Annotated in this window: 24 protein-coding genes and 1 other RNA gene; 17 read left to right on the top strand and 8 right to left on the bottom strand. The window is 41.6% G+C overall.

Features of this window, described 5'->3' with window-relative positions:
• The first annotated feature begins 161 nt into the window (after positions 1–161).
• Together lon and cmk are read left to right on the top strand one after the other, a co-directional pair.
• Complete coding sequence (gene lon / locus ACFSJE_RS05370; protein WP_379829941.1) at positions 162–2,612, top strand: endopeptidase La; 2,451 nt, start codon at positions 162–164, stop codon at positions 2,610–2,612.
• A gap of 52 nt (positions 2,613–2,664) precedes the next feature.
• Complete coding sequence (gene cmk / locus ACFSJE_RS05365) at positions 2,665–3,357, top strand: (d)CMP kinase (protein WP_379829940.1); 693 nt, start codon at positions 2,665–2,667, stop codon at positions 3,355–3,357.
• 5 nt (positions 3,358–3,362) lie between these two features.
• On the opposite strand, the gene ACFSJE_RS05360 is transcribed toward cmk, so the two are convergent.
• From ACFSJE_RS05360 to ACFSJE_RS05350, 3 genes are all read right to left on the bottom strand, one after another.
• Positions 3,363–4,076, bottom strand: a complete 714-nt coding sequence (locus tag ACFSJE_RS05360; protein WP_379829939.1) for an SMI1/KNR4 family protein — start codon at positions 4,074–4,076, stop codon at positions 3,363–3,365.
• Between the two features lie 16 nt (positions 4,077–4,092).
• Complete coding sequence (locus ACFSJE_RS05355; RefSeq protein ID WP_379829938.1) at positions 4,093–4,383, bottom strand: hypothetical protein; 291 nt, start codon at positions 4,381–4,383, stop codon at positions 4,093–4,095.
• 363 nt (positions 4,384–4,746) lie between these two features.
• Positions 4,747–5,127 carry a LysM peptidoglycan-binding domain-containing protein gene (locus ACFSJE_RS05350; RefSeq protein ID WP_379829937.1) on the bottom strand — a complete coding sequence of 127 codons (381 nt, stop codon included), beginning with the start codon at positions 5,125–5,127 and terminating at the stop codon, positions 4,747–4,749.
• Between the two features lie 260 nt (positions 5,128–5,387).
• Here ACFSJE_RS05350 and rpsA point away from each other — a divergent pair, with 260 nt between their 5' ends.
• The 10 genes from rpsA to ACFSJE_RS05300 all read left to right on the top strand — a co-directional run bounded on the left by rpsA (position 5,388) and on the right by ACFSJE_RS05300 (position 14,864).
• Complete coding sequence (rpsA, locus tag ACFSJE_RS05345; RefSeq protein ID WP_379829936.1) at positions 5,388–7,226, top strand: 30S ribosomal protein S1; 1,839 nt, start codon at positions 5,388–5,390, stop codon at positions 7,224–7,226.
• A 116-nt stretch (positions 7,227–7,342) separates the two neighbouring features.
• Positions 7,343–7,879 (top strand): bifunctional pyr operon transcriptional regulator/uracil phosphoribosyltransferase PyrR, encoded by a 537-nt coding sequence (gene pyrR / locus ACFSJE_RS05340; RefSeq protein WP_379829935.1) that lies wholly within the window; start codon positions 7,343–7,345, stop codon positions 7,877–7,879.
• 6 nt (positions 7,880–7,885) lie between these two features.
• A complete protein-coding gene (locus ACFSJE_RS05335) occupies positions 7,886–8,812 on the top strand; it encodes an aspartate carbamoyltransferase catalytic subunit (RefSeq protein WP_379829934.1) in 927 nt (308 codons plus the stop codon).
• A 1-nt stretch (position 8,813) separates the two neighbouring features.
• The gene (locus ACFSJE_RS05330; protein ID WP_379829933.1) at positions 8,814–9,146 is read left to right on the top strand and encodes a ribonuclease Z; all 333 of its coding nucleotides are present in this window, start codon (positions 8,814–8,816) and stop codon (positions 9,144–9,146) included.
• A gap of 126 nt (positions 9,147–9,272) precedes the next feature.
• Entirely contained in the window at positions 9,273–10,178 is a 906-nt protein-coding gene (locus tag ACFSJE_RS05325) for a ribonuclease Z (protein ID WP_379829932.1), read from the top strand.
• A 63-nt stretch (positions 10,179–10,241) separates the two neighbouring features.
• Positions 10,242–10,664: a hypothetical protein gene (locus tag ACFSJE_RS05320; protein WP_379829931.1), complete on the top strand. Its 423-nt coding sequence runs from the start codon at positions 10,242–10,244 to the stop codon at positions 10,662–10,664.
• Positions 10,665–10,747: 83 nt separating this feature from the next.
• Positions 10,748–11,395 (top strand): pyridoxamine 5'-phosphate oxidase, encoded by a 648-nt coding sequence (gene pdxH, locus ACFSJE_RS05315; protein WP_379829930.1) that lies wholly within the window; start codon positions 10,748–10,750, stop codon positions 11,393–11,395.
• A gap of 10 nt (positions 11,396–11,405) precedes the next feature.
• A complete protein-coding gene (locus tag ACFSJE_RS05310) occupies positions 11,406–11,894 on the top strand; it encodes a SixA phosphatase family protein (protein WP_379829929.1) in 489 nt (162 codons plus the stop codon).
• Positions 11,895–13,970 carry a polyphosphate kinase 1 gene (ppk1, locus tag ACFSJE_RS05305; protein WP_379829928.1) on the top strand — a complete coding sequence of 692 codons (2,076 nt, stop codon included), beginning with the start codon at positions 11,895–11,897 and terminating at the stop codon, positions 13,968–13,970.
• A gap of 12 nt (positions 13,971–13,982) precedes the next feature.
• Positions 13,983–14,864 (top strand): Ppx/GppA phosphatase family protein, encoded by an 882-nt coding sequence (locus tag ACFSJE_RS05300; RefSeq protein ID WP_379829927.1) that lies wholly within the window; start codon positions 13,983–13,985, stop codon positions 14,862–14,864.
• Between the two features lies 1 nt (position 14,865).
• On the opposite strand, the gene ACFSJE_RS05295 is transcribed toward ACFSJE_RS05300, so the two are convergent.
• Both ACFSJE_RS05295 and ACFSJE_RS05290 read right to left on the bottom strand, forming a co-directional pair.
• Entirely contained in the window at positions 14,866–15,447 is a 582-nt protein-coding gene (locus ACFSJE_RS05295) for a MiaE family protein (RefSeq protein ID WP_379829926.1), read from the bottom strand.
• A gap of 60 nt (positions 15,448–15,507) precedes the next feature.
• Positions 15,508–17,259, bottom strand: coding sequence for a DNA polymerase III subunit gamma/tau (locus ACFSJE_RS05290; protein WP_379829925.1), 1,752 nt, complete (start codon positions 17,257–17,259; stop codon positions 15,508–15,510).
• Between the two features lie 109 nt (positions 17,260–17,368).
• On the opposite strand from ACFSJE_RS05290, the gene rnpB reads away from it, so the two are divergent.
• Positions 17,369–17,701: RNase P RNA component class A (rnpB, locus tag ACFSJE_RS05285), an RNA gene on the top strand.
• On the opposite strand, the gene ACFSJE_RS05280 is transcribed toward rnpB, so the two are convergent.
• The 3 genes from ACFSJE_RS05280 to ACFSJE_RS05270 are packed head-to-tail and all read right to left on the bottom strand — an operon-like array spanning position 17,700 to position 19,781.
• Positions 17,700–18,233, bottom strand: coding sequence for an RsmD family RNA methyltransferase (locus tag ACFSJE_RS05280; protein WP_379829924.1), 534 nt, complete (start codon positions 18,231–18,233; stop codon positions 17,700–17,702). The two genes, rnpB and ACFSJE_RS05280, sit on opposite strands and share 2 nt — an antisense overlap.
• Positions 18,233–19,066, bottom strand: a complete 834-nt coding sequence (locus tag ACFSJE_RS05275) for a DUF3822 family protein (protein WP_379829923.1) — start codon at positions 19,064–19,066, stop codon at positions 18,233–18,235. The genes ACFSJE_RS05280 and ACFSJE_RS05275 overlap by 1 nt, the downstream gene beginning before the upstream one ends.
• The gene (locus ACFSJE_RS05270; protein ID WP_379829922.1) at positions 19,047–19,781 is read right to left on the bottom strand and encodes a hypothetical protein; all 735 of its coding nucleotides are present in this window, start codon (positions 19,779–19,781) and stop codon (positions 19,047–19,049) included. The genes ACFSJE_RS05275 and ACFSJE_RS05270 overlap by 20 nt, the downstream gene beginning before the upstream one ends.
• A 108-nt stretch (positions 19,782–19,889) precedes the next feature.
• Here ACFSJE_RS05270 and ACFSJE_RS05265 point away from each other — a divergent pair, with 108 nt between their 5' ends.
• From ACFSJE_RS05265 to ACFSJE_RS05250, 4 genes are read left to right on the top strand one after another with little or no spacing between them, the layout of a single operon-like run.
• The gene (locus ACFSJE_RS05265; RefSeq protein WP_379829921.1) at positions 19,890–21,323 is read left to right on the top strand and encodes an ATP-dependent DNA helicase; all 1,434 of its coding nucleotides are present in this window, start codon (positions 19,890–19,892) and stop codon (positions 21,321–21,323) included.
• A gap of 30 nt (positions 21,324–21,353) precedes the next feature.
• The gene (locus ACFSJE_RS05260; RefSeq protein WP_379830044.1) at positions 21,354–21,920 is read left to right on the top strand and encodes a DUF4126 domain-containing protein; all 567 of its coding nucleotides are present in this window, start codon (positions 21,354–21,356) and stop codon (positions 21,918–21,920) included.
• Positions 21,921–21,960: 40 nt separating this feature from the next.
• Positions 21,961–22,674, top strand: coding sequence for a 3-deoxy-manno-octulosonate cytidylyltransferase (gene kdsB / locus ACFSJE_RS05255; protein WP_379830043.1), 714 nt, complete (start codon positions 21,961–21,963; stop codon positions 22,672–22,674).
• On the top strand, positions 22,665–23,372 hold the full coding sequence (locus tag ACFSJE_RS05250) for an HAD family hydrolase (RefSeq protein WP_379829920.1): 708 nt from the start codon (positions 22,665–22,667) through the stop codon (positions 23,370–23,372). The genes kdsB and ACFSJE_RS05250 overlap by 10 nt, the downstream gene beginning before the upstream one ends.
• The last annotated feature ends 65 nt before the right edge of the window (positions 23,373–23,437 follow it).

Genomic DNA, 23,437 nt, shown 5'->3' with positions numbered 1-23,437 from the left:
TTAAAAATTAAATTTTAATGGCACAGGAATTGCCTAAATAGGGGTGTAGATAAGCCTAAAATCCTTCACAACTATTGTGTATGAGGGATTTGCAACGGCTTTTTGATTTAATAAAACGGGTTAAATTTTGTGGTTTCTGACAAAATGACCGATATGATGATATGAAAGAGATGAAAATATCAAGTTTTGACAATATAGATTTTCAAGGTTTGGACGAGGATGCAGAGTTGATACCATTGCTTACGCCGGAAGATGAAGAGCAGATGAACAAAGAGAGCCTGCCACAGGTTCTGCCAATATTGCCTTTGCGTAACACGGTCCTTTTCCCTGGTGTGGTGATACCCATTACCGCTGGAAGGGATAAATCCATCAACTTGATCAAAGATGCCAATAATGGCACCAAGACAATAGGCGTGGTTTCCCAGAAAGATGAGGAGACCGAAAATCCGGGGGTTGAGGATATCAATACTTTGGGTACCGTTGCCCGGATTTTACGTGTACTTCAAATGCCGGATGGCAACACTACTGTCATCATTCAAGGAAAAAAGCGTTTTCAGATTGAGAGCATTATTTCCGAGAAACCATATTTGACCGCCACTGTGAAAGAAGCAAAAGAGGTGCGTCCCAATGAAAAGAGTGAGGAATTCGAAGCCATTATCGATTCCATCAAAGAGTTGGCCTTTAAAATCATCAAAGACAATCCCAATATTCCTAGTGAGGCCACTTTTGCCATCAAGAACATTCAGAGTAATTCGTTCTTGATCAATTTTGTATCCTCCAACCTTAACCTGAGTGTAGCTGAAAAGCAACAGTTGTTGGAGATTCCCAACTTGCAGGAGCGTGCATTGACCACCCTGCGGTATATGAACATGGAGTTACAACGCTTGGAACTGAAGAATGACATTCAGTCCAAAGTGCGCAGTGATATGGACCAGCAGCAGCGCGAATATTTCCTCCACCAGCAGATGAAGACCATTCAAGAAGAGTTGGGAGGCTTATCGTATGAGCAGGAAGTGGATGAAATGCGTGAACGGGCCAAAAAGAAGAAGTGGAGCAAGAAAGTTGAGGAACATTTTGAGCGCGAACTAGGAAAAATGCAGCGAATGAACCCCCAAGTGGCCGAGTATTCCATTCAGCGTAATTATTTGGACCTGATTTTGGACTTGCCATGGGATGAATATTCAAAGGACAAATTCGATTTAAAACGAGCACAGCAGATTTTGGACCGTGACCATTATGGTCTGGAGGATGTAAAACGCAGGATTATTGAATATTTGGCCGTTTTGAAGCTTAGAAACGATATGAAATCGCCCATACTCTGCTTGTATGGCCCTCCGGGGGTAGGTAAAACCTCTTTGGGAAAATCCGTGGCAGAAGCTTTGGGCCGAGAATATGTGCGCATGTCCTTGGGTGGATTGCGTGATGAAGCTGAAATACGTGGTCACCGAAAAACCTATATCGGTGCCATGCCCGGACGAATTATCCAAAGCCTGAAAAAGGCTGGGACTTCCAATCCTGTTTTTATTTTGGACGAGATTGATAAACTTTCAAATAGTCATCAAGGTGACCCATCTTCAGCCATGTTGGAGGTGTTGGACCCGGAGCAGAACAGTGAGTTCCATGACAACTTCTTGGAAATGGGCTATGATTTGTCCAAAGTGATGTTCATTGCCACGGCAAACAACTTGGCAACGATTCAGCCTGCACTTCGCGACCGGATGGAAATCATCAATGTCACGGGCTATACCATTGAGGAGAAAGTGGAAATTGCCAAACGCCATTTGCTTCCCAAACAATTAAAAGAACACGGCCTATCGGACAAAGATTTGAAGATTGGCAAACCGCAATTGGAAAAAATTGTGGAAGGCTATACCCGTGAATCTGGGGTTCGAAACTTGGAAAAGCAAATCGCAAAAATGGTTCGTTATGCGGCCAAATCCATCGCTATTGAAGAGGAATATAACATTAAGGTCACCAATGAGGATGTGGAGAAAATTTTGGGCCCAGCCCGATTGGAGCGTGACAAGTACGAAAACAACGACGTGGCCGGTGTGGTTACGGGATTGGCATGGACCAGCGTAGGTGGTGATATTTTGTTTATTGAATCCATTCTTTCCAAAGGAAAGGGTGCGCTCAACATTACAGGAAACCTTGGTAAAGTGATGAAGGAATCCGCCACCATTGCCATGGAGTACATCAAATCCAATGCCGATACTTTTGGTATTGATTCCGATGTGTTCGATAAATACAATGTGCACATCCACGTGCCCGAGGGAGCTACGCCGAAAGACGGGCCCAGTGCGGGGATTACCATGTTGACGTCTTTGGTGTCGCTTTTCACACAACGAAAGGTAAAGAAAAGCTTGGCGATGACCGGAGAGATTACCCTTCGCGGTAAAGTATTGCCGGTAGGTGGAATCAAAGAGAAGATTTTGGCTGCAAAACGCGCCCGAATCAAGGAAATCATTTTGTGTGAGGACAACAGAAAGGATATTGAAGAAATCAAGCCAGATTATCTGAAAGGGTTGACATTTCACTACGTGACGGATATGAGCGAGGTAATCGACATCGCCATCACGGACAGAAAGGTGAAAAATGCCAAGACCCTGTAATTCCCTGACGTTTGTCATGCAATGGCGTTTCATTTCTGCCTATTTTTAGCCAATGGGAAAAATTACAATTGCCGTTGACGGCTATTCTTCAACTGGAAAAAGCACCATTGCCAAACGTTTGGCTGCGGCTTTGGGCTATATTTATGTGGATACAGGTGCCATGTATCGTGCCGTAACCCTTTATGCATTGGACAATGGATTCATCGGCACCCAAGATGATATTTCTGGGTTGGTGAAAGTATTGCCGAAAATCAAACTAAAGTTTGTGCCAAACACCGAAACCGGTCGTTCCGAAATGTACCTGAACGGTAAAAATGTGGAGGAGGAAATCCGGACCATGAAGGTCTCCCGACAAGTGAGCAAAGTGGCCGCTATTGGCGAGGTACGCACCAAGCTGGTGGAGATGCAACAACAAATGGGTAAGGACAAGGGTATTGTGATGGATGGTAGGGATATTGGCACTGTAGTTTTTCCTGATGCAGAATTGAAACTATTTATGACGGCCTCTCCGGAAATTCGCGCCACACGCCGTTACAAGGAATTGTTGGACAAAGGGGAGAAGGTCACTTTTGCCGAAGTGTTGAAAAACGTACAGGAACGCGACCGAATTGATTCCACCCGAAGTATTTCACCCCTGAAAAAAGCCAAGGATGCCATTGAGTTTGACAATAGCGACATGGGTTTGGAAGAACAGTTTGAGCGCATCCATGAATTTGCCAAACGGGTGATTGCGAAGTATAAATAGGTCCTCTAACCATTGGCAAACTTGAACATCATTTCTTCAAATTTATAGGTCAACCAATCGTACATATTGGTTTGCCCACCGTACAGAAATGCTTCATCATGATAGACAAAGTAGAAAACACCTTCTTGGTTTTTATGCATGTTGTTGCACAATACAAAATCGTAGTTGCCATCCACCGCTAGAATCGGTAGGAGTTGAAGGTTATCAATATAGGGTTCAAGCTCTATTGGGGGGGCAATAAGTGTTTCCAAAATGGTTTTAATCTCTGCAATATGATAGGTATAATCCTTCGGATGAATGGTTTGGGCGTACTTGGCGTAGCGAACACAACCGATTTTCAATAAAAAATTTTTATAGGATTCAGGAAGTAGAAAACCTAAATTCTGCTCTATTGGTTTTATGCTTTTCGTATTGAGTTGCTTTTCACTTTGAGAGGCCTTTTCAATGCGACTTTGATGTAGTTTCTCTTGATGCCCAGCCGCGGAGATTTCATCGAACCACTCTTGCTGCCATCCTAAAATTTTGGAGAATGATTTTTCTGTGGGCTTATGGAACAAGTGATAGGCCGTAATACCCTCAATGGATTTGTTTTTTCGTTCCTCCTCAAGGGTTTTTAGAAAGGCGAGCATAGCCTCCTCCTTCTCAAGTTTGGCCAATTTATCAATTTGTTCTTGGGAAACAACCCCCGCGGCTTTAAGCCGCTCTTTTAAATTGGACATGTTCAATCGGTTTTATTTATTTCAGGATGATTTTATGCTTCATCATTTCAGGCGGAACGCCCATGATGCCATCATGGTGTTCATTGCAATAAAATCCGTATTCGCTGCCATCATGCGTTCCCAAATGCTTGTGGATTTCAACGCATTCCGCCAAGTTGAGTCGTTCGGAAAGTGAAACAGCATCAATAAAACAGTCGTAATAAACCCATTCCCTGCAGTTTTTTGACCATACTTGCCCACGAAAGGTTTCTTGGATTCCTTTTTCACGGATGAGTTGTTCAATGGGTTGTAGGTGTTCGCAGATCATAGGATATTACTTTCATTTTTTGAATGTATTTGATATTACGGTTCTATGAAGTTCGTGATTTCAACACGACAAGTGTGTACAAATTGATAGATGTCCCTTTTGGGTTTACAGGATGCTTCAAGACAGTACGTTTTTAGGATTGCACTTATCCTATTAAGCTAAACGTCGTTTTAATGACGCTTAAGCGACAGATATATGAAGTTAGAATTTTTCATGGAAACTATCCAGATACAATTGATGAATGAGGCATTTGGATTGATGAAAAACAAACCAAAAAAGACGCCCTAGAGCGCCTTTAGCATTTATGTTCTCGACCGCCCCCTTCGACTGCGCTCAGGGTGACAGCTTGAACTGACGTTAATTCTACAAATTTGGAATCACCAAAACCTGATCGGGGTGAATCAAATCTGGATTCTTTAAAATATTGGTGTTCGCTTCAAAGATTTGTTTGTATTTCATTGGGTCGCCATAATAGTGTTTGGCAATCTTACTAAGGGATTCCCCGCTTTTTACGGTGTGTCTGGCGTAAACAGAATCATCAGCCACAGTAATGTTCGCTTTAATGTCGCTGGGACTTTGTCCGCCAATCTCTTTGATTTTGTCCCACAACAGGTTTTTTTCATATTGGGTGGCAGCTTGTCCTTTTATTTTTAGGACGCCGTTTTCCTCGGAAACATCGCCATCCTTTATGTTCAATTTAAGACCGAGGTCCAACACGGGTTGATACTTTGCTTTTGCACTCATAACACAAATTTTATAGTTAACAATTAGAACCTTCAAGATAGCCAATATGCCAACATTTCACTATTAAATTTATGTAATACTTTTTCCAATGCAAACCTTTGCAGTATATGCTTTGTGAATCAAGAATTTAATTGTATTTTTGCACTCCTTTTTTAGCAAAGCAGTAAGAGGAAAAAGGAACTGAAAACAAAGATAAAAACCACTTTCACGGTAATTGCCTAACTTTTATAAAACGTGGAATACAAATTTAATGTCAGCAAATGGCTGAAGAAAAAGTAAACGTTGCAGAGGTTGAAGAGACCACTGCTGCACCAGAAGTAAAAAAAGAAACCCAACCCAAACAAGACCCACAAGAATATCTTGAGAATTTTGATTGGGAAAAGTACGAAGAAGGAATTGAGCGTGTTGATGACAGCAAGCTTAAGGAATTTGAAACACTTGTAGAGGAAAATTTTGTGGACACTGCCGATGAGGAAGTAGTGGAAGGTACTGTGGTTCACATGACTGACCGTGAAGCTATCATCGACATCAACGCAAAGTCTGAAGGTGTTATTTCACTGAACGAGTTCCGTTACAACCCTGATCTTAAGGTGGGTGACAAAGTTGAGGTACTTATCGATATCCGTGAAGACAAAACCGGTCAATTGGTATTGTCTCACAGAAAAGCTAGGACCATCATGGCTTGGGATCGTGTTAATGCGGCCCATGACAAAGAAGAAATCGTTCAAGGTTTTGTAAAATGTAGAACCAAAGGTGGTATGATCGTTGACGTTTTTGGAATTGAAGCGTTCTTGCCTGGTTCTCAAATCGATGTTAAGCCAATCCGTGACTACGATCAATACGTAGGGAAGACCATGGAGTTCAAGGTGGTGAAGATCAACCACGAGTTCAAGAACGTAGTGGTATCGCACAAAGCATTGATCGAGGCTGACATCGAAGAACAGAAAAAAGAAATCATTGGTCAATTGGAAAAAGGCCAAGTATTGGAAGGTATTGTGAAGAACATCACATCTTACGGGGTATTTATCGACCTTGGCGGTGTAGACGGATTGATTCACATCACCGACCTTTCTTGGAGCCGTATCAACCACCCCAACGAAGTTGTTGAGTTGGATCAGAAGTTGAATGTGGTTATCCTTGACTTTGATGATAACAAATCAAGAATCCAATTGGGTCTTAAACAATTGGAGAAACACCCATGGGATGCCCTTGGGGATGAGATCAAAGTTGGTGACAAAGTAAAAGGTAAAGTTGTTGTGATTGCTGATTACGGTGCCTTTATCGAAGTTGCTGATGGTGTTGAAGGTTTGATCCACGTTTCTGAAATGTCTTGGTCTACGCACTTGCGTTCTGCCCAGGATTTCGTAAACGTTGGTGACGAGGTTGAAGCTGTTGTTTTGACTTTGGATAGAGAAGATCGTAAAATGTCTTTGGGTATCAAGCAATTGACCCCAGACCCATGGACCGATATCACTTCTAAATATCCTGTTGGATCTAAACACAAAGGAATCGTCAGAAACTTTACCAACTTCGGTGTATTTGTTGAGTTGGAAGAAGGAATTGACGGTTTGATCTATATCTCTGACCTTTCATGGACCAAGAAAATCAAGCACCCATCTGAGTTTGTTGCCGTTGGTGACACCTTGGAGGTTGAAGTATTGGAATTGGATGTTGAAGGACGTAAGTTGAGCTTGGGTCACAAACAGACCACTGAGAACCCTTGGGACAAGTACACCAAGGAATTCGCAGAAGGAACTGTCCATAAAGCTGCCATCGCCGAGATAGTAGATAAAGGAGCTACCATTAATTTCAATGAGGATATTGTTGGATTTGTTCCATCAAGACATTTGGAGAAAGAAGATGGCAAAAAACTTCAAAAAGGAGAAGAGGCAGAATTCAAGATAATCGAGTTCAATAAAGATTTCAAACGAGTTGTGGCCAGCCACACCGCTATCTTTAGAGAGCAAGAAGAGAAGAATGTAAAAGCCGCCAAGAAAAGGTCTACATCTTCAGATGAAGCTGCACCTACCCTTGGGGATGCCAATTCACAACTTCAAGCATTGAAGGATAAGATGGAAGCTGATTCCAAGAAAAAGTAATCAGATTTTCATAAATCATAAAGAAGCCCCGCTGGTAACAGTCGGGGTTTTTTTATGGCTTTTTCATTCTAAAGAATTGCTTACTTTTGCAATCAACAGAGTCGGTTGCACAGCATATGAGTCAAAGAGTACTGCTTACTTCAAAAGAAATCAACATCATACTGCACCGGTTGGCTTGTCAACTGTTGGAAAACCATTTAGATTTTTCGAATACGGCCCTTATCGGCATTCAGCCCCGAGGTACATTTTTGGCCGAAAGATTGGCCAAAATACTTAAACAGGAGTATAACGTTAAGGATATACCCCTTGGTTTTCTGGATATTACCTTTTTTAGGGATGATTTTGGAAGAGGAGAAATCCTTAAAGCCAATTCCACCAAAATGAACTTTCTGGTTGAAGATAAAAAAGTGGTCTTTATTGATGATGTGCTATACACCGGACGAAGCATTCGGGCAGCCCTTACGGCAATCCAATCCTTCGGAAGACCCAAAAGCATAGAATTATTGACGCTGATTGACCGACGTTTTAGTAGGCATTTGCCCATACAACCCAATTACCGGGGAAGGCAAGTAGATGCCATCAATGATGAAAAAGTAAAGGTGATGTGGGCGGAAAATGACGGCGAGGACATGGTATATTTAGTAAGTAAATAAATAAAAATGAGTGAACTGAGTGTAAACCACTTACTGGGAATAAAATATCTGAACAAAAAAGATATCTCGCTCATTTTTGAAACCGCTGACCATTTCAAGGAGGTCATCAACCGATCTATTAAAAAGGTACCCACGCTGCGTGATATCACCATCGCCAATATCTTTTTTGAAAACAGTACCCGAACCCGGCTCTCTTTTGAACTGGCTGAAAAACGATTGTCCGCGGATGTGGTAAATTTTTCAGCGGCACAATCTTCGGTAAAGAAAGGGGAGACCCTCATCGATACTGTAAACAATATCCTTTCCATGAAAGTGGATATGGTGGTGATGCGTCATCCCAACCCCGGAGCAGGAATTTTTCTTTCAAAACACGTAAAGGCGTCCATAGTAAACGCTGGTGATGGTGCCCATGAACATCCTACCCAAGCGCTGCTAGATTCGTTCTCTATCCGAGAAAAATTGGGTGATGTAGGCGGTAAAAATGTGGTCATTGTGGGCGATATTCTGCATTCCAGGGTTGCCCTCTCCAACATTTTTGCCTTAAAATTACAAGGAGCAAATGTAAAGGTCTGTGGTCCCAAAACGCTGATTCCAAAGCATATCGAATCCCTTGGGGTAACCGTTGAGACCAATCTTAGAAAGGCGTTGGAATGGTGTGACGTGGCCAACATGCTTCGCATCCAGAACGAGCGGATGGACATCAGTTATTTTCCATCCACAAGAGAGTATACCCAACAATTTGGGGTGAACAAACAGCTGTTGGACAGCTTGGACAAGCAAATTGTGATCATGCACCCCGGCCCTATCAACAGGGGGGTGGAAATCACAAGTGATGTTGCGGACTCGGACCAATCCATCATTCTGCATCAAGTGGAAAATGGGGTAGCCATCCGTATGGCAGTTTTATATTTATTGGCTTCAAAAATCAAATAAGATGATTTTCGACAAAGAAGGTACCACCACAATCGTTTTTCAGGAGAAGACCTCTCTTTCCACCTTTATGGAAAATTTGAACAACGCTTATCCCAAAATCAAGCACGACAATATCATTATTAACCTTTTTTCTTTCAAAAAGCTGACAGAAGCGGATATTTTGGAATTTTTGGACATATCCAATGCCCATAAAGAATCGGGGCAATCCTTTGTTTTGGTCACCGATAAGGTTTCCTACGATGAAGTTCCGGATGAAATCAGTGTGGTGCCCACCATTCAAGAAGCCAAGGACCTTATCGAAATGGAAGAAATAGAACGCGATCTCGGAATTTAAATATTGGACACGGGATACAAGAATCAAGACTCTTGACTTTTAGCTCTTGAATCCAATAATCTAACTGTCCAACTATATATTTTCCAATTTCAATTAGTAACTTCCCGTTTTAATTTTCCAATATTCGTGAAGCTTACCATTCTGGGGTGTTATTCGGCAACGCCAAGAACTTTTACCAATCCCACCGCTCAGGTGCTTGAATCCAAAAATCATCTTTTCTTGATTGATTGCGGTGAAGGTACCCAAGTACAGTTGCGAAAAAATAAGGTCAAGTTTTCCAGAATCAAACATATTTTTATTTCACATTTACACGGAGACCATTTTTTTGGTTTGCCAGGACTGGTTTCTACGTTCCGCTTATTAGGGCGAGAGAACGAGTTGCATATTTATGGCCCAAAAGGCATTAAGGAAGCCATCACCCTTCTTTTAAAATTGGGAGATAGCTGGACCAACTACCTGCTAGTTTTTCATGAATTGGAGTCCAAGGAATCTGAATTGCTTTTCGAGGATGACAAAATCAGTGTGCGTACCATTCCTTTAGATCATAGGGTATATGCCAATGGCTTTTTGTTTCAGGAAAAGCCAGCACCACGGACTTTGGATATTGAAATGGCCAAAAAATATGGAATCGACAAGAGTCAGTTCAATAAGATTAAAGGTGGAGCCGACGGCGTATCAAAAAATGGAGAGGTCGTTCCCAATAAGAAAATCACTTCGCCTCCCCCAAAACCAAAAAGCTACGCATTTTGTAGTGATACGATGTATAAAGAATCCATCGTTCCTATCATAAATAAAGTGGATACATTATACCATGAATCCACTTTCTTGGAGACAGAGGCGTATCTGTGCGCCAAAACAAAACATTCCACAGCAAAGCAAGCAGGGCAAATAGCGCACAAGGCCCATGTGGGAACTCTTATTTTGGGCCATTATTCCACTCGCTACAAATCGTTAGAGCTTTTTAGGGAAGAAGCCCAACAAGTTTTTCCCAATGTGGAGTTGGCGGATGACGGTAAAATCTTTGAAATCTGACAGTTGCACTTTTAAAAAGCAACCATTTTAGGATAAACGTATCATAGAATAAAAGCGCTACCCATGGAAAAAATCTTCGTTAAAGGATTTTTTGTTCTATTCCTATTTGTTGTATCCTGTTCTGATGATGAAAGTGGCAACAAAGAAGTTTCTGCAACTCATTTAATCGGTAGTTGGAGTAGAACCGTGGAAAATTCAGAAGGTAAAACAATTGAAACTTATATGTTTAAAAATGCCTCAGGTTATACCCATAACTATCAGGTATATGGATTTGGTCATGGTCCAGTGACTGAATTGGGGTATGAAACTGAAGATTCAGGTGACTTTAGGGTTGAGGGTGACAGTCTATTTCTTGAACCCAACGGAGCCACAGGTAATTTTTCAACTCAATTTTGGGTAAGCGAAAATGCACTTTATTTCCGCTATACTTCTTCTCCGGCCGATGCACCGGTTACTTCGCAATTGCACTATGATAGGGTTGATTGATTTAGCGTTAATTTCTGAATAAAAGCAATCTTTTTTAGCATCCTATCTTTTGCTGACGTTTGAATTTTGCCGAAATTCACATCATGCAAAACAACTTGGGCAACTATAGGAAATCCTACGAAAAAAGCAGCTTGACGGAAGATGCCATCAAGGAAAATCCCTTGGAGCAGTTTCAAAAATGGTTTTACGAGGTGGAGGCATCGGATGGGGTGGATGAGACCAATGCCATGACCGTTTCCACTATTGGTTTGGATGGTTTCCCGAAGAGCAGAGTGGTGCTTTTAAAAAAGTATACCCACGAAGGGTTTATTTTTTATACCAACTACAACAGCGAAAAGGGACGGGCCATTGCCCAAAATCCGGCGGTCTGCCTCTCTTTTTTTTGGCCCATCATGGAGCGACAGGTTATCATTAAGGGCACGGCTGAGAAAATTGCTGAAAACCTTTCGGATGGTTATTTTGAATCTCGACCTGTTGGAAGTCAATTGGGAGCTGTAGTTTCTAATCAAAGTGAGGTCATTGAATCCCGTGAAATATTGGAAAACGAGCTGAAAGCCTTGGAGAAAAAGTACGAAGGTAAATCCATTGGTCGCCCAAAACATTGGGGTGGCTATTTGGTACGGCCCATTTCCATGGAATTTTGGCAAGGTCGGCCCAATAGGTTGCATGATCGCATCAGATATACCCTACAGGAAAATTACGACTGGAAAATAGAACGTTTGGCACCCTAATTCAAAACAAATGAAACAATTGATATTGATGAGACACGGAAAATCCTCATGGGATTATGAGGTCTCAGACAAGGATAGACCGCTTCAGGAACGGGGCATAAAGGCGGCTCATTTGGTGGCCAAATCTTTCAAGGAAGATGGTCCAAAAATTGACTTTGCCTTTTCAAGTCCAGCCAATAGGGCATTGCACACCAGTCAGATTTTCTTGAGGGATATCGATTTTGATCTCGAGAATTTTAAGGTGGATAAGCACCTTTATGATTTTTCGGGCGACAGTGTGGATGGTTTTGTAAAACGACTGGACAATCAATGGGATATTGTAGCCATTTTTGGGCACAATTATGCCTTTACTTCGCTTGCAAATACTTGGGGAGATCAGTATATTGAGAACGTTCCCACAGCTGGGCTGGTCCATATTCAATTCAATGCGGATGACTGGTCCAAAATTTCAACGGGAACCACAAAAAAAACAATCTTTCCAAAAGACTTAAAACAATAAATGGTCAAAACAAAAAACGAATATATAAACCGAGAAATCAGCTGGTTACATTTTAATGCGAGGGTACTGCAAGAGTGTGATGACCCTAATGTACCACTGATTGACCGTCTGCGATTTCTTGGGATTTTCAGCAATAACCTGGATGAATTTTTTAAAGTAAGATATGCCACCGTCAAGCGCATTGTTGATGCCGGAAAAACGGGTAAAAGTGTTTTGGGTGGAGAGCGTGCCAAAGACCTTTTGGAAGAGATTACCAAGATTGTAATTGCACAGCAGGCCCGGAGCTTGGAAATTTTCACAGGAATTGAGGAAGAACTAAGGGCAGAGAACATCTTCATCATCAATGAAAATGATGTAAGCGAAAGCCAAGCCGAGTTTATCCACGACTATTTCTTCCGAAAGGTGAATCAGGAGTTGATGACCATTATTTTGAATGATCTCACTGAATTTCCATTGTTAAAGGACACCGCAGCCTATTTGGCCGTAAAAATTGTGATGAAGAATGGTTCTGGTGTTGGAAAGCATAACCGCTATGCCCTTATAGAAATCCCAAAGGGAATAGATCGTTTTGTGGTACTGCCCAAAGAAGGGGACAAGAATTACATCATCATTTTGGATGATTTAATCCGGTTTTGCTTGGATAATGTGTTTACCATGTTCGAGTTTGAATCCATCACGGCACACATGATCAAGATTACCCGGGATGCGGAGTTGGATATCGATAACGACCTCAGTAAAAGTTTTATCGAGAAGATTTCATCCAGTGTGGAGCACAGAAAAATTAGTGATCCCGTTCGATTTGTCTACGATAAGAAAATCGATAAGGACACCCTTCAGTTCCTCAAGGAAAAAATGGACATCATGGGAACGGATAGTGTTATTCCTGGAGGACGTTACCATAACCGAAGGGATTATATGGGCTTTCCAAGCTTGGGAAGATACGATCTCATGTATGAAAAAATAGAGCCGCTGCCCGTTAAGGGACTGAGTATGAAAGGGTCTCTTTTGGAAATGATCGCCCACAAGGACTACATGATCTACGCGCCTTACCATACCTTCAGTTATGTGACCAAATTTTTGCGTGAAGCGGCGTTGGACCCCAAGGTTAGGGCCATTCATATTACCGTCTACCGATTGGCCAGCGATAGTCAGATAGCTTCTGCCTTGATCAATGCGGTCAAAAATGGAAAACAAGTAACGGTACAAATTGAGCTGCAAGCCCGTTTTGATGAACAGGCCAATATTGAATACGCCAACCAATTGCAGGCCGAGGGTATTCGACTGATTTTTGGAGTTCCCGGATTAAAGGTACATAGCAAAATCTGTATGATAGAGCGAGAAGAAGGTGAGGGCATTAAGCGCTATGGTTTCATCAGTACAGGGAACTTTAATGAGTCAACCGCCAAAATTTATACTGACTATACCTTGTTTACCGCGCATGAAGGCATTTTAAAGGATATGAGCAAAGTGTTTGCGTTTTTTGAGACCAATTATAAAATCAATAAGTACAAACATCTCATCGTATCGCCCCATTATACCAAAACGACCTTCATAAAATTGATTGATAAGGAGATTGCGAACGCCAAAGCAGGTAAGGAGGCGTACATCAAAATAAAGATGAATAGTCTTACTTCGTACAAAATGGTCGACAAACTGTATGAAGCGAGTAGGGCAGGCGTTAAAATACAGATGATTGTACGGGGTATCAACTGTCTTATTCCCGGTGTTGAAGGGATGAGCGAGAACATCGAAGCCATAAGTATCGTGGATAAATTCTTGGAGCATCCCCGTTTATTTGTATTTGGAAACAACGGTGACCCTAAAATTTACATTTCATCCGCGGATTGGATGACGCGTAACCTTGATTTCAGGGTAGAAGTGGGTTGTCCTATTTACGACCCAGATATAAAGCAGGAGTTATTGGATACCTTTGATATTTCTTGGAGAGACAATCTTAAAGCCCGGGTTTTTTCGGATAAGCAGGACAATGCCTATAAGAAAAGAAAAGCGGATGAGCCTGAGTTGCGATCCCAGTTTGAGATGTACTACTATTATCAAAACAAGCTTGAATCTTAATACCTACCTACCTTGGTCATACGAAAATTTGCTGCTATTGATATTGGGTCAAACGCCATAAGGCTGTTGATCAACAACGTTATTGAACATGGTGAAAAGCCGACAGCATTCAAAAAAAGTGAGTTGGTTCGGGTTCCCGTTCGTTTGGGTGAGGACTCTTTTTTAAGAGGGGAAATTTCCAAAAGAAACCTAAACCGATTAGTCAAAACCATGCAATCCTTTGATTTGTTGATGCAGGTATATGGTGTTGAAAAATACATGGCTTGTGCTACTTCTGCCCTTCGGGAAGCAAAAAATGGCCAAGAAGTTATTGATATTGTCCAAAAAGAGTCTGGTGTCCAAATCCAGATTATAGATGGAAAAATGGAGGCATCCATTATCGCATCAACGGATTTAAAAGATTTAATCAAAAGTGACCGATTCTATCTTTATGTGGATGTTGGGGGAGGAAGCACTGAATTCACCATTTTTGATAAAGGGCAACCTGTGATGTCCCGTTCATTTGAGATTGGAACCGTTCGTATTCTCAACGATTTGGTGAAGGACACCGTTTGGGATGAAATCAAACAATGGATTACCTCTAATATGAATGTGGAGAACAAGGTTGAAATCATTGGTTCAGGCGGGAATATCAATAAGCTTCATAAAATGTCCGGTAGAAAAATTGGACAGCCCTTATCCTATATTTGGCTGAATGCCCAATACCACTTTTTAAACAGCATGGATTATGAAGATCGGGTTTCTGAATTGGGATTGAACCAAGATAGGGCGGATGTAATCATACCTGCGACCAAAATCTTCCTGAATGCGGCCAAATGGAGCAAGGCGAAGAAAATACATGTGCCCAAAATTGGTCTTGCCGATGGAATGATCAAGACCTTGTACTACCAATAAATTATCCGTGCATGGTCTCTTTTTTGCCCAAGTCTTTCATTAATTGGGCTTCGTATTCCAAGAGGTCTTGCCATTTTTTATCCACTTCTTCCTTGTTTCCGTATTTACGGGCAAACTTTAGGAACATGGTATAATGGTTGGCTTCACTGGCCATAAGGTTGCGGTAGAATTCCGATAGTTCTTCATCTTGAATTTCTTCGGAAAGCAAACGGAATCGTTCGCAACTGCGTGCTTCAATTAAGGCAGCGTACAGTAGTTTGTGAACCAAATGGGTTTCGCGGCTTCCTCCTTTTGGAAAGAATTTCATCAGTTCCAAAACATATTCATCTTTACGCTCACGCCCCAATACCCAACCGCGTTTCAAAATTTTATCATGCACCATGTTAAAGTGACCCATTTCTTCGCGGGCCAAAGCTGTCATTTCTTTTACCAACTCTGATTTTTCAGGAAAACCAATGATGAGGGATATGGCAGTGCTGGCCGCCTTTTGCTCGCAATACGCATGATCCGTAAGGATTTCTTCGATGTTTTTCTCAACAATGTTCACCCATCGTGGGTCTGTAGGTAGTTTTAGCCCTAACATGTCTGTGTGTTTGAATTTTGAGATGCAAAGATAAAAGATATAGGAATTAGCACAAGGTCCTTAGAAATCAAGGTCAAACTCTTTGCGCAGAAGGTCGATGGCCGGATTTTTCTCCTTTAATTTCTCGTATTTCTCCTGTGGCGTAAAGGCAAACTTTTTGGCAACCTCCTCATTTACGGTAATGTGCAGTGTAATGGAATAATTGTTCAATTTTTGTTTGAGGTAGTCCAACATTAAACTTTGTTCACGCTCCACTTCCTTTTTCATGGTGCTGTTGGGCAGCTCAATCCAAATGGTGTTCTCGTTCTTAAGTTTGGGAACATCGGTCTGGAGGTTACTGGCCAGGATTTTTCGACCCTTACCTTCAAGAATATGGACAAAATCGTCCCAATGCTGTTGCATTTCATCCTCTGCAAAAGGTTCAGTTGGAAGCTCTTCATGAGGCAGGTCCGGTGCTTTGGTCTGCTCATGTACTTTTTTGGCCTTGATGCTGGAAAGTGAGAGCCCTGAAACTCTTTTTTCAGCAGTTTTTATCTGTATTTTTTTTGCAGGCTGGTAATTCTCCTTGGGTTCTTGAACCGTTACTTGTTCTGGTTCAGCGACTTCAACAACTTCAGGAACTTTTTCTGTGGTACTGATTTCTTCAGGTTGTTTGGGAGCAGTGCCATTTGCTTTTGGAGTCACCGTTCCATTCTTAGGTGGATTGGCCGCAAAAAAAGACGCTGGGATTATGTAACTAGCGTTTTTTTTTTCTCCATCAAAAGTGATGGACGCCAATTTCATTAAGGTAAGTTCTACCAGCAACCGCTGATTTTTGCTGGACTTGTATTGCAAATCGCAATCATTGGCCATCTCAATGGCTTTCAGTAAGAAATCCTTGGCAGTTTTTTTGGCTTGATTTTGATAGTGTTGTTTCACATCTTCACCCACCTCCAAAAGGGGCAGGGTATCAGGATGTTGACAAACCATCAAATCTCTAAAATGTGAAGCCAAACCTGTGATAAAGTGGTGCCCGTCAAAACCAAGTGATAAGGTTTTGTTGAAAAGTACCAAAAGCTCTGGAATTTTGTTCTCCAAGATGAGGTCAGTGGCCGTAAAATATGTATCGTAATCCAATACGTTCAGATTTTCCGTCACTGCCTTACGTGTGAGCTGTTTTCCAGAAAAACTCACCACGCGGTCAAAAATGGAAAGTGCATCTCGCATGGCCCCATCTGCTTTTTGGGCAATGATGTGGAGTGCGCTTTCTTCGGCTTCAATCCCTTGCTGCTCTGCGATATATTTTAAATAATCTGCAGCATCCTTAACCGTGATTCGTTTAAAATCAAAGATTTGACAACGGGATAGGATGGTAGGGATAATCTTATGCTTTTCCGTAGTGGCCAATATAAAAATAGCATGCTTCGGTGGCTCTTCCAACGTTTTTAAAAAGGCGTTGAATGCCGATTGGGACAACATGTGTACCTCGTCAATAATATAGACCTTGTACTTTCCTACCTGCGGAGGAATACGAACCTGATCAATAAGACTTCGGATATCATCCACGGAATTATTGGAAGCGGCATCCAACTCAAAAATATTGAAGGCAAAATCCTCATCTTCCCGTTCGGTACCATCTTGGTTTATCTTTTTGGCCAGAATCCGTGCACAGGTGGTCTTGCCAACACCTCTGGGGCCACAGAACAACAAGGCTTGTGCCAAGTGGTTGTTTTCAATGGCATTCAGTAGGGTATTGGTAATGGATTCCTGGCCCACAACATCCTTGAATGTCTGGGGACGGTACTTCCTCGCTGATACTACAAAAGGTTCCAAAATCTGGGAAAAGATTGTATTACTACAAATATAAAAATAGCAACTCGCAAAGCTATGAATACGGAATATTGTAACCCTTTTTTTATTAACAATTAGGTTACCTTTGCGGCCAGCAGGCCACCTTATCGCCGTGTGCCGAACTTGTTTCGGCGTCCGTATGGATCCTGAATCAAGTTCAGGACAGGGAGGAAAGTCCGGACACCATAGTGCGGCATAGCGGGTAACGCCCGTCCGCCGAAAGGCGAGGACCAGTGCAACAGAAAGGATGTACAGTTCGGCTGTAGTGAAATCATGTAAACTCTATGCGGTGAAACGTCATGTAAACCAACGTTTGAGGGCTGCACGCCCAAGTTGGAGGGTAGGCGGTTTGAGCTTTTGGGCAACCAAGAGTCTAGATAAATGATAAGGCTCGACAGAATCCGGCTTATGGCCTGCTTTTTTTATTCAAAGAAACTGAATATGCTCCCGCCGTATTTTCGGCTTTCCACAAAATGGGCATGTTGTGATAAATCCGTTTGGTCAGAATGTTCAATCACCAAAAGACCGTCTTCCAACAATAGTTCATTTTGAAAGGTTAGGTCGGCGATTGTTAAAAATTGAGATGGCTCAAAACTATACGGTGGGTCGGCGAATATTAAATTGAATTTCTCAGGGGTCCGTTCCAAAAATTTGAACACATCAGATTTTATGGGTGCAATGGAAAAATCCAATTCCTTTGCCGTTTTGGAAATGTATTGAACGCATCCAGGAAAACTATCCACCGCGGTAATTTCTTCCGTACCCCGTGAAGCGAATTCAAAGCTGATGTTGCCGGTGCCCGAAAAGAGGTCCAACACCTTGAGTTCGTCCAAATAATATCGATTGTTCAAAATATTGAAGAGCCCTTCTTTGGCCATATCCGTAGTTGGGCGAACTGGAAGTTTTTTGGGTGCAGTAAGCCTTTTGCCTTTATATTTTCCCGAAATAATCCGCATTACAAAGCGCTCAGTATGGTGAAGTCAATGGCGTCGTTTTCTAATTCATCAAGCGGAAAGGAGGGGTTGTTGGGAACGAAAACAGAAACCTGCTTTACATATTGGTGGCATAGATTGTAGATAGGGTCGCCTTCTTCAATGGAACCAAAAAGTTTCAATTGAATTTTTTCGGGATTCATCTGAAGCTGTTCTAAGCTGAATAGCAAATAGTACAGAAAATCCTCTTTGGTCTTAAATTCAAATTGATTGTAAAAAATGAGCTTTTTTTCAGCGACCACCATCATTTCCATTTCTTTCTCCGCCACTTGGATGTAACAAATGGGTTCTGGTGAAAGTCGTGTTTGATTCAGCAGTTTATTGATGAGCACCGTACCACTATGTTTGAATTCGAACTCTCCAAAAAGTTCAAAAATATAGTTGTTGATGTTCGTATAGGGAACATAGACATTGACCATCTCCTGATTGGGGATTTCATCAAATGCTATTAGGTCATTTGCCATGATTTTGGCATTGAACTTTAAATAGTTTGGGAGTTCATCCGTATTAAAAAGGGGTTTGGGCACCAAACTGAACATGTTGTTCTTATGGATGACCACCACTTCGGAAAAATCACTTCCGATGTCATTTTTTTGGTTGAGAATGGCTTTTAATTCCTTGAGCATCAAATAGGGGGTGGATTGTGTTTTGAAGCTCACTTTCTCAAAGGCTAGGATTTTATTGGAGATGGTATCCAGTACACAAAAAGAAAGTCCATTCAAGCCGACTTGAATGGACAATTTTCTAAAAGTGTTATTTTCTTCGGACTGTGCTATCCTAGTTGATTTTTCGGTCATAGACGGGAGGCCAATTTCCGTTGGTACTTACATCTGTCAGTGAACCAACTTTTATCTCGGTACCATTAACTTCCTCCACGCTGTTATGCGAGTTTTCTCTGGCCAACAAGTCTTCCGGTTGATCATAAAGAACAACGTTCTTTTTTACTTTGGCTTCAAAAACGGGAGCCTTATAACCACTCTTGTCAATGATATCTGCCTTCATCTCAAATTTTTCATCATTTTGAGCGTAAGGAACGTCCATCATTGTTTTATAACGACTATCAGCTCCAAAAAGGGAATCCTTCACTTTCACTTGTCCAAGAGTGTCAATGATGGTAGTATCTTGTTGTAGCTCAATTCCGTATGCTCTATCAAATTTCATGAAAGAGGAATCTCTCTGAGTGGTGATGGTATAGTTTCCAGTATCAATGAACTGAATAAGGCTATTGAAGGTGTCCGCATACTTTCCATTTACAGTTTTGTATGCTTCCTGTGCATCCCTTATATCTTTAAGTTTAGAAATAACTTGTGAAAATCTTTCTTGTCTTACTTTATTGAATTCGATGGGGGCATTAATGGATTTGTAAATTTTGTAGCCCAGAAAAATGCTTAAAAGTCCAAAAACAATTACTAGGATGGGCTTTACTTTTTGGGGTAAAAATCTGTCAATCAGGAATACAAGGCCTATGGTCAGAAGGCATATTAATACTACGATAAGGATTAAATTTAACATATCTGCTATTGTCTTTCTAAGTTAATTTAGTGGTTACAGACAAATCTACAATTTTTTTTTAATCACGAAACTTTTTGCTTTAAAAAACCATGCTATCTTTAGATGCCTATGGACAAGCCCACAGCTTCAAATTTTTTATCGATTTTAGCCCAAAAATTCCCCTATACACCAACTTTAAAACAAGATCTGGCGCTGGAGAAATTGGCCCAGTTTGTGGTAAATGGTGGAAAAGACGAAATTTTCCTTTTAAAGGGTTTTGCTGGTACTGGCAAAACCACCATTGTAGCGACGATTGTCAGTAGCTTGTGGAAGATTAAGATGAGCTCCATTCTCATGGCTCCTACTGGAAGGGCTGCCAAGGTAATGTCTGTCTATTCCGGAAACAAGGCGTTCACCATTCACAAGAAGATTTATTTCCCTAAAAAGCAATCGGGCGGAGGAGTCCAGTTTGTGTTGGCTCCCAATAAACACAGGAACACTCTATTTATTGTGGATGAGGCCTCCATGATTCCGGATACCCCAGCAGATTCCAAACTTTTTGAAAATGGCTCTTTGCTGGACGACCTTATGTTCTATGTGCATTCGGGTCATAACTGTAAATTGGTGCTTATTGGCGATACGGCCCAGTTACCTCCTGTGAAGCTTGAATTAAGCCCTGCTCTGGAAGAAGACCGACTCTCATTGAATTATAATAAGGAGGTAAAGTTTTTGGAGTTGGATGAAGTGATGCGGCAGACCGACGACTCCGGGATTTTATACAACGCCACAAATCTTCGGGAACGGTTACAATCCCAATTTTTTGATGGGTTCAAGTTTGAAGTAGGTCCTTTCAAAGATATTGTTCGCCTTATTGAAGGAACCGAAATTCAGGAAGCCATTGATTCATCCTACAGCGAAAATGGGAAAGAAGAAACCGTTATCATCGTTAGGTCAAACAAAAGGGCCAATCTGTACAATCAAAATATTAGGGAGCGTATTCTCTTTTTGGACAACGACATTGCCGTGGGTGATTACATGATGGTGGTGAAGAACAACTATTTTTGGTTGAAGCCCAACTCGGAGGCAGGTTTCATTGCCAATGGGGATATTATTGAGATACTGGAACTGTTCGCCATAAAAGAGCTATACGGATTCAACTTTGCGGAAGTTAAGGTGAAAATGGTGGATTATCCCAACCAAAAACCTTTTGAAACGGTACTCCTACTCGATACCATAAATGCGGAATCCCCATCATTATCGTATGAAGATGGGAATCGACTGTACCAAGAGGTGATGCAAGACTATGCCCATGAAAAATCAAAATACAAAAAGTTCCTTGGGGTAAAGAACAACAAGTATTTTAATGCCCTTCAGGTAAAATTTTCCTATGCCATTACTTGTCATAAATCACAAGGAGGACAATGGGACACCGTATTTGTGGAACAACCTTACTTGCCCAATGGGGTGGATAGAGATTATTTGAGATGGCTCTACACCGCGGTTACTAGAGCAAAACGACAACTCTTTTTAATAGGGTTTAAGGATGATTTTTTTCTTGACTAGGAATACCCTATTTTAGACAATAGCATGAATATGACACCAGATACCATTATAAGTGTTTTTTTAGGAATTGGTTTGGCCGCATCAGTAGGGTTTAGGGTCTTTTTGCCCTTATTTGCGCTGAGTTTGGCCGCTTATTTGGGAGCTTGGGACCTGAATGATAATTGGCAATGGATAGGAAGTCTTGCCGCTCTGCTCACTTTGGGCGTAGCTACTTTGGTTGAAATTTTCGCCTATTTTATTCCTTGGGTCGATAATGCCCTGGACAGTATAGCCATTCCTTTGGCGGGAATTGCAGGAACAGCCGTAATGGTATCCACTGTAGCTAATTTGGACCCTGTGGTGACCTGGTCCTTGGCCATTATCGCGGGTGGGGGAACCGCCACCGCGATTAAAGGGGCAAATGCTGCGGGTAGAATGACTTCAACCGCCACCACGGGTGGAATGGCAAACCCCATAGTTTCCACGATTGAAACGGGAACCGCGGTAGTGGTTTCAACGGCATCCATATTGGTGCCGCCCATAGCTGCGATTTTGGTGATCATTATTTTGGTGATCATTTTTAGAATTTATCGCAAATTGCGTCCCAAAGCCAAATAACCAATAACAATCAATACATAAGTACGTGAAAATAATTTCCATGATTCCGGCTCGGTACCAAGCCTCAAGATTCCCTGCAAAATTGATGCAGGACCTCTGTGGAAAACCTGTCATTGTCAGAACCTACGAAGCAGCTGTCAATACGGGTTTATTTGATGCCGTATACGTAGTCACCGATAGTCCTATTATAGCAGATGTTATTTCTGAGATGGGCGGTGAGGTCATTATGAGTAAAAAGGAACATCAAAGCGGAAGTGATAGAATTGCCGAAGCCGTGGAAGACATGGAGGTGGATATTGTGATCAATGTTCAAGGTGATGAACCGTTCATTGATGGCGAAAGTTTGGGAAAAATCATTGAGGTTTTCAAAAAAGATGAAAAGAAAGAAATAGATTTGGCCTCACTTATGACCCCAATAACCGATTGGGATGAAATTTCCAACCCCAATACTGTCAAGGTCATAGTGGACAATCAAAATTGTGCGCTTTACTTTTCCCGTTCCCCCATACCTTATCCACGAGATAAGGAAGTTGAGGCCACCTATTATAAACACAAAGGGATCTATGCTTTTAGAAAAAGGGCATTAATGGATTTCCAGCGATTGCCCATGTTGCCTTTAGAGGCCAAGGAAAAAATTGAGGCTATCCGGTTTTTGGAGTATGGAAAAAAAATAAAAATGGTGGAAACCCATGTCACTGGGATTGAAATTGATACCCCAGAAGATTTGGAACGAGCTGTAAAAGCATGGAAGTAGATTTCAGCAATATAAAAGTAATCGGTTTTGATGCCGATGATACCCTCTGGGTTAACGAAACGTATTTTAGGGAGACGGAAGAACGTTTTGCCGATTTGTTGGAGGGATATGAAACCAAGAACAAGGTGGACCAGGAATTGTTCAAAAAAGAAATGGACAATCTGGAAATTTATGGATATGGTATAAAAGGGTTTATGCTCTCCATGATTGAATCCGCTTTGGAACTATCCAACAATAAGATTCCGCAAGAAACCATTACCGAGATTTTAAATCTGGGGAAAAACATGATTTCCCACCCTGTGGAGCTCCTTGATGGAGTGGAAGAGGTGCTTTCCTCATTGGTTGATAAGTATCGCTTGATAGTACTCACCAAAGGTGATCTACTGGATCAAGAACGTAAATTGGAAAAATCGGGACTCTCAAAATATTTCCATCATGTGGAGGTGTTGAGCGATAAAAAGGAAAGCAACTACAGCAACCTCTTGGAGCATTTGGATATCCCAGTAGATGAATTTTTAATGATCGGGAATTCCCTAAAGTCAGATGTATTGCCTATCTTGAATATTGGTGCCCAAGCTGTGCATGTTCCATTTCATACAACATGGGCCCACGAATTGGTTTCAGAAACGGAACTGACAAATAATCACCTCAAACTCAACCACCTTAGGGATATTTTAAAATATTTGAACAAACATTGAAGACCGAAAGCAACTTGAAAAGAGAACAGATAACATCACACAATAAAACTGTGTACCGTAATTTT

Source organism: Flagellimonas iocasae (assembly GCF_042682725.1).
GTDB lineage: Bacteria > Bacteroidota > Bacteroidia > Flavobacteriales > Flavobacteriaceae > Flagellimonas > Flagellimonas iocasae.
The sequence above is the reverse complement of the archived record's forward strand: the minus strand, read 5'-3'. Positions and strand labels throughout refer to the sequence as shown.

Bases quoted from the DNA above. Each gene is read 5' to 3' on its own strand.
- lon (WP_379829941.1), top strand. From the start codon at position 162: ATGAAAGAGATGAAAATATCAAGTTTTGACAATATAGATTTTCAAGGT.
- cmk (WP_379829940.1), top strand. From the start codon at position 2,665: ATGGGAAAAATTACAATTGCCGTTGACGGCTATTCTTCAACTGGAAAA.
- ACFSJE_RS05360 (WP_379829939.1), bottom strand. From the start codon at position 4,076: ATGTCCAATTTAAAAGAGCGGCTTAAAGCCGCGGGGGTTGTTTCCCAA.
- ACFSJE_RS05355 (WP_379829938.1), bottom strand. From the start codon at position 4,383: ATGATCTGCGAACACCTACAACCCATTGAACAACTCATCCGTGAAAAA.
- ACFSJE_RS05350 (WP_379829937.1), bottom strand. From the start codon at position 5,127: ATGAGTGCAAAAGCAAAGTATCAACCCGTGTTGGACCTCGGTCTTAAA.
- rpsA (WP_379829936.1), top strand. From the start codon at position 5,388: ATGGCTGAAGAAAAAGTAAACGTTGCAGAGGTTGAAGAGACCACTGCT.
- pyrR (WP_379829935.1), top strand. From the start codon at position 7,343: ATGAGTCAAAGAGTACTGCTTACTTCAAAAGAAATCAACATCATACTG.
- ACFSJE_RS05335 (WP_379829934.1), top strand. From the start codon at position 7,886: ATGAGTGAACTGAGTGTAAACCACTTACTGGGAATAAAATATCTGAAC.
- ACFSJE_RS05330 (WP_379829933.1), top strand. From the start codon at position 8,814: ATGATTTTCGACAAAGAAGGTACCACCACAATCGTTTTTCAGGAGAAG.
- ACFSJE_RS05320 (WP_379829931.1), top strand. From the start codon at position 10,242: ATGGAAAAAATCTTCGTTAAAGGATTTTTTGTTCTATTCCTATTTGTT.
- pdxH (WP_379829930.1), top strand. From the start codon at position 10,748: ATGCAAAACAACTTGGGCAACTATAGGAAATCCTACGAAAAAAGCAGC.
- ACFSJE_RS05310 (WP_379829929.1), top strand. From the start codon at position 11,406: ATGAAACAATTGATATTGATGAGACACGGAAAATCCTCATGGGATTAT.
- ppk1 (WP_379829928.1), top strand. From the start codon at position 11,895: ATGGTCAAAACAAAAAACGAATATATAAACCGAGAAATCAGCTGGTTA.
- ACFSJE_RS05295 (WP_379829926.1), bottom strand. From the start codon at position 15,447: ATGTTAGGGCTAAAACTACCTACAGACCCACGATGGGTGAACATTGTT.
- ACFSJE_RS05280 (WP_379829924.1), bottom strand. From the start codon at position 18,233: ATGCGGATTATTTCGGGAAAATATAAAGGCAAAAGGCTTACTGCACCC.
- ACFSJE_RS05275 (WP_379829923.1), bottom strand. From the start codon at position 19,066: ATGACCGAAAAATCAACTAGGATAGCACAGTCCGAAGAAAATAACACT.
- ACFSJE_RS05270 (WP_379829922.1), bottom strand. From the start codon at position 19,781: ATGTTAAATTTAATCCTTATCGTAGTATTAATATGCCTTCTGACCATA.
- ACFSJE_RS05265 (WP_379829921.1), top strand. From the start codon at position 19,890: ATGGACAAGCCCACAGCTTCAAATTTTTTATCGATTTTAGCCCAAAAA.
- ACFSJE_RS05260 (WP_379830044.1), top strand. From the start codon at position 21,354: ATGACACCAGATACCATTATAAGTGTTTTTTTAGGAATTGGTTTGGCC.
- kdsB (WP_379830043.1), top strand. From the start codon at position 21,961: ATGATTCCGGCTCGGTACCAAGCCTCAAGATTCCCTGCAAAATTGATG.
- ACFSJE_RS05250 (WP_379829920.1), top strand. From the start codon at position 22,665: ATGGAAGTAGATTTCAGCAATATAAAAGTAATCGGTTTTGATGCCGAT.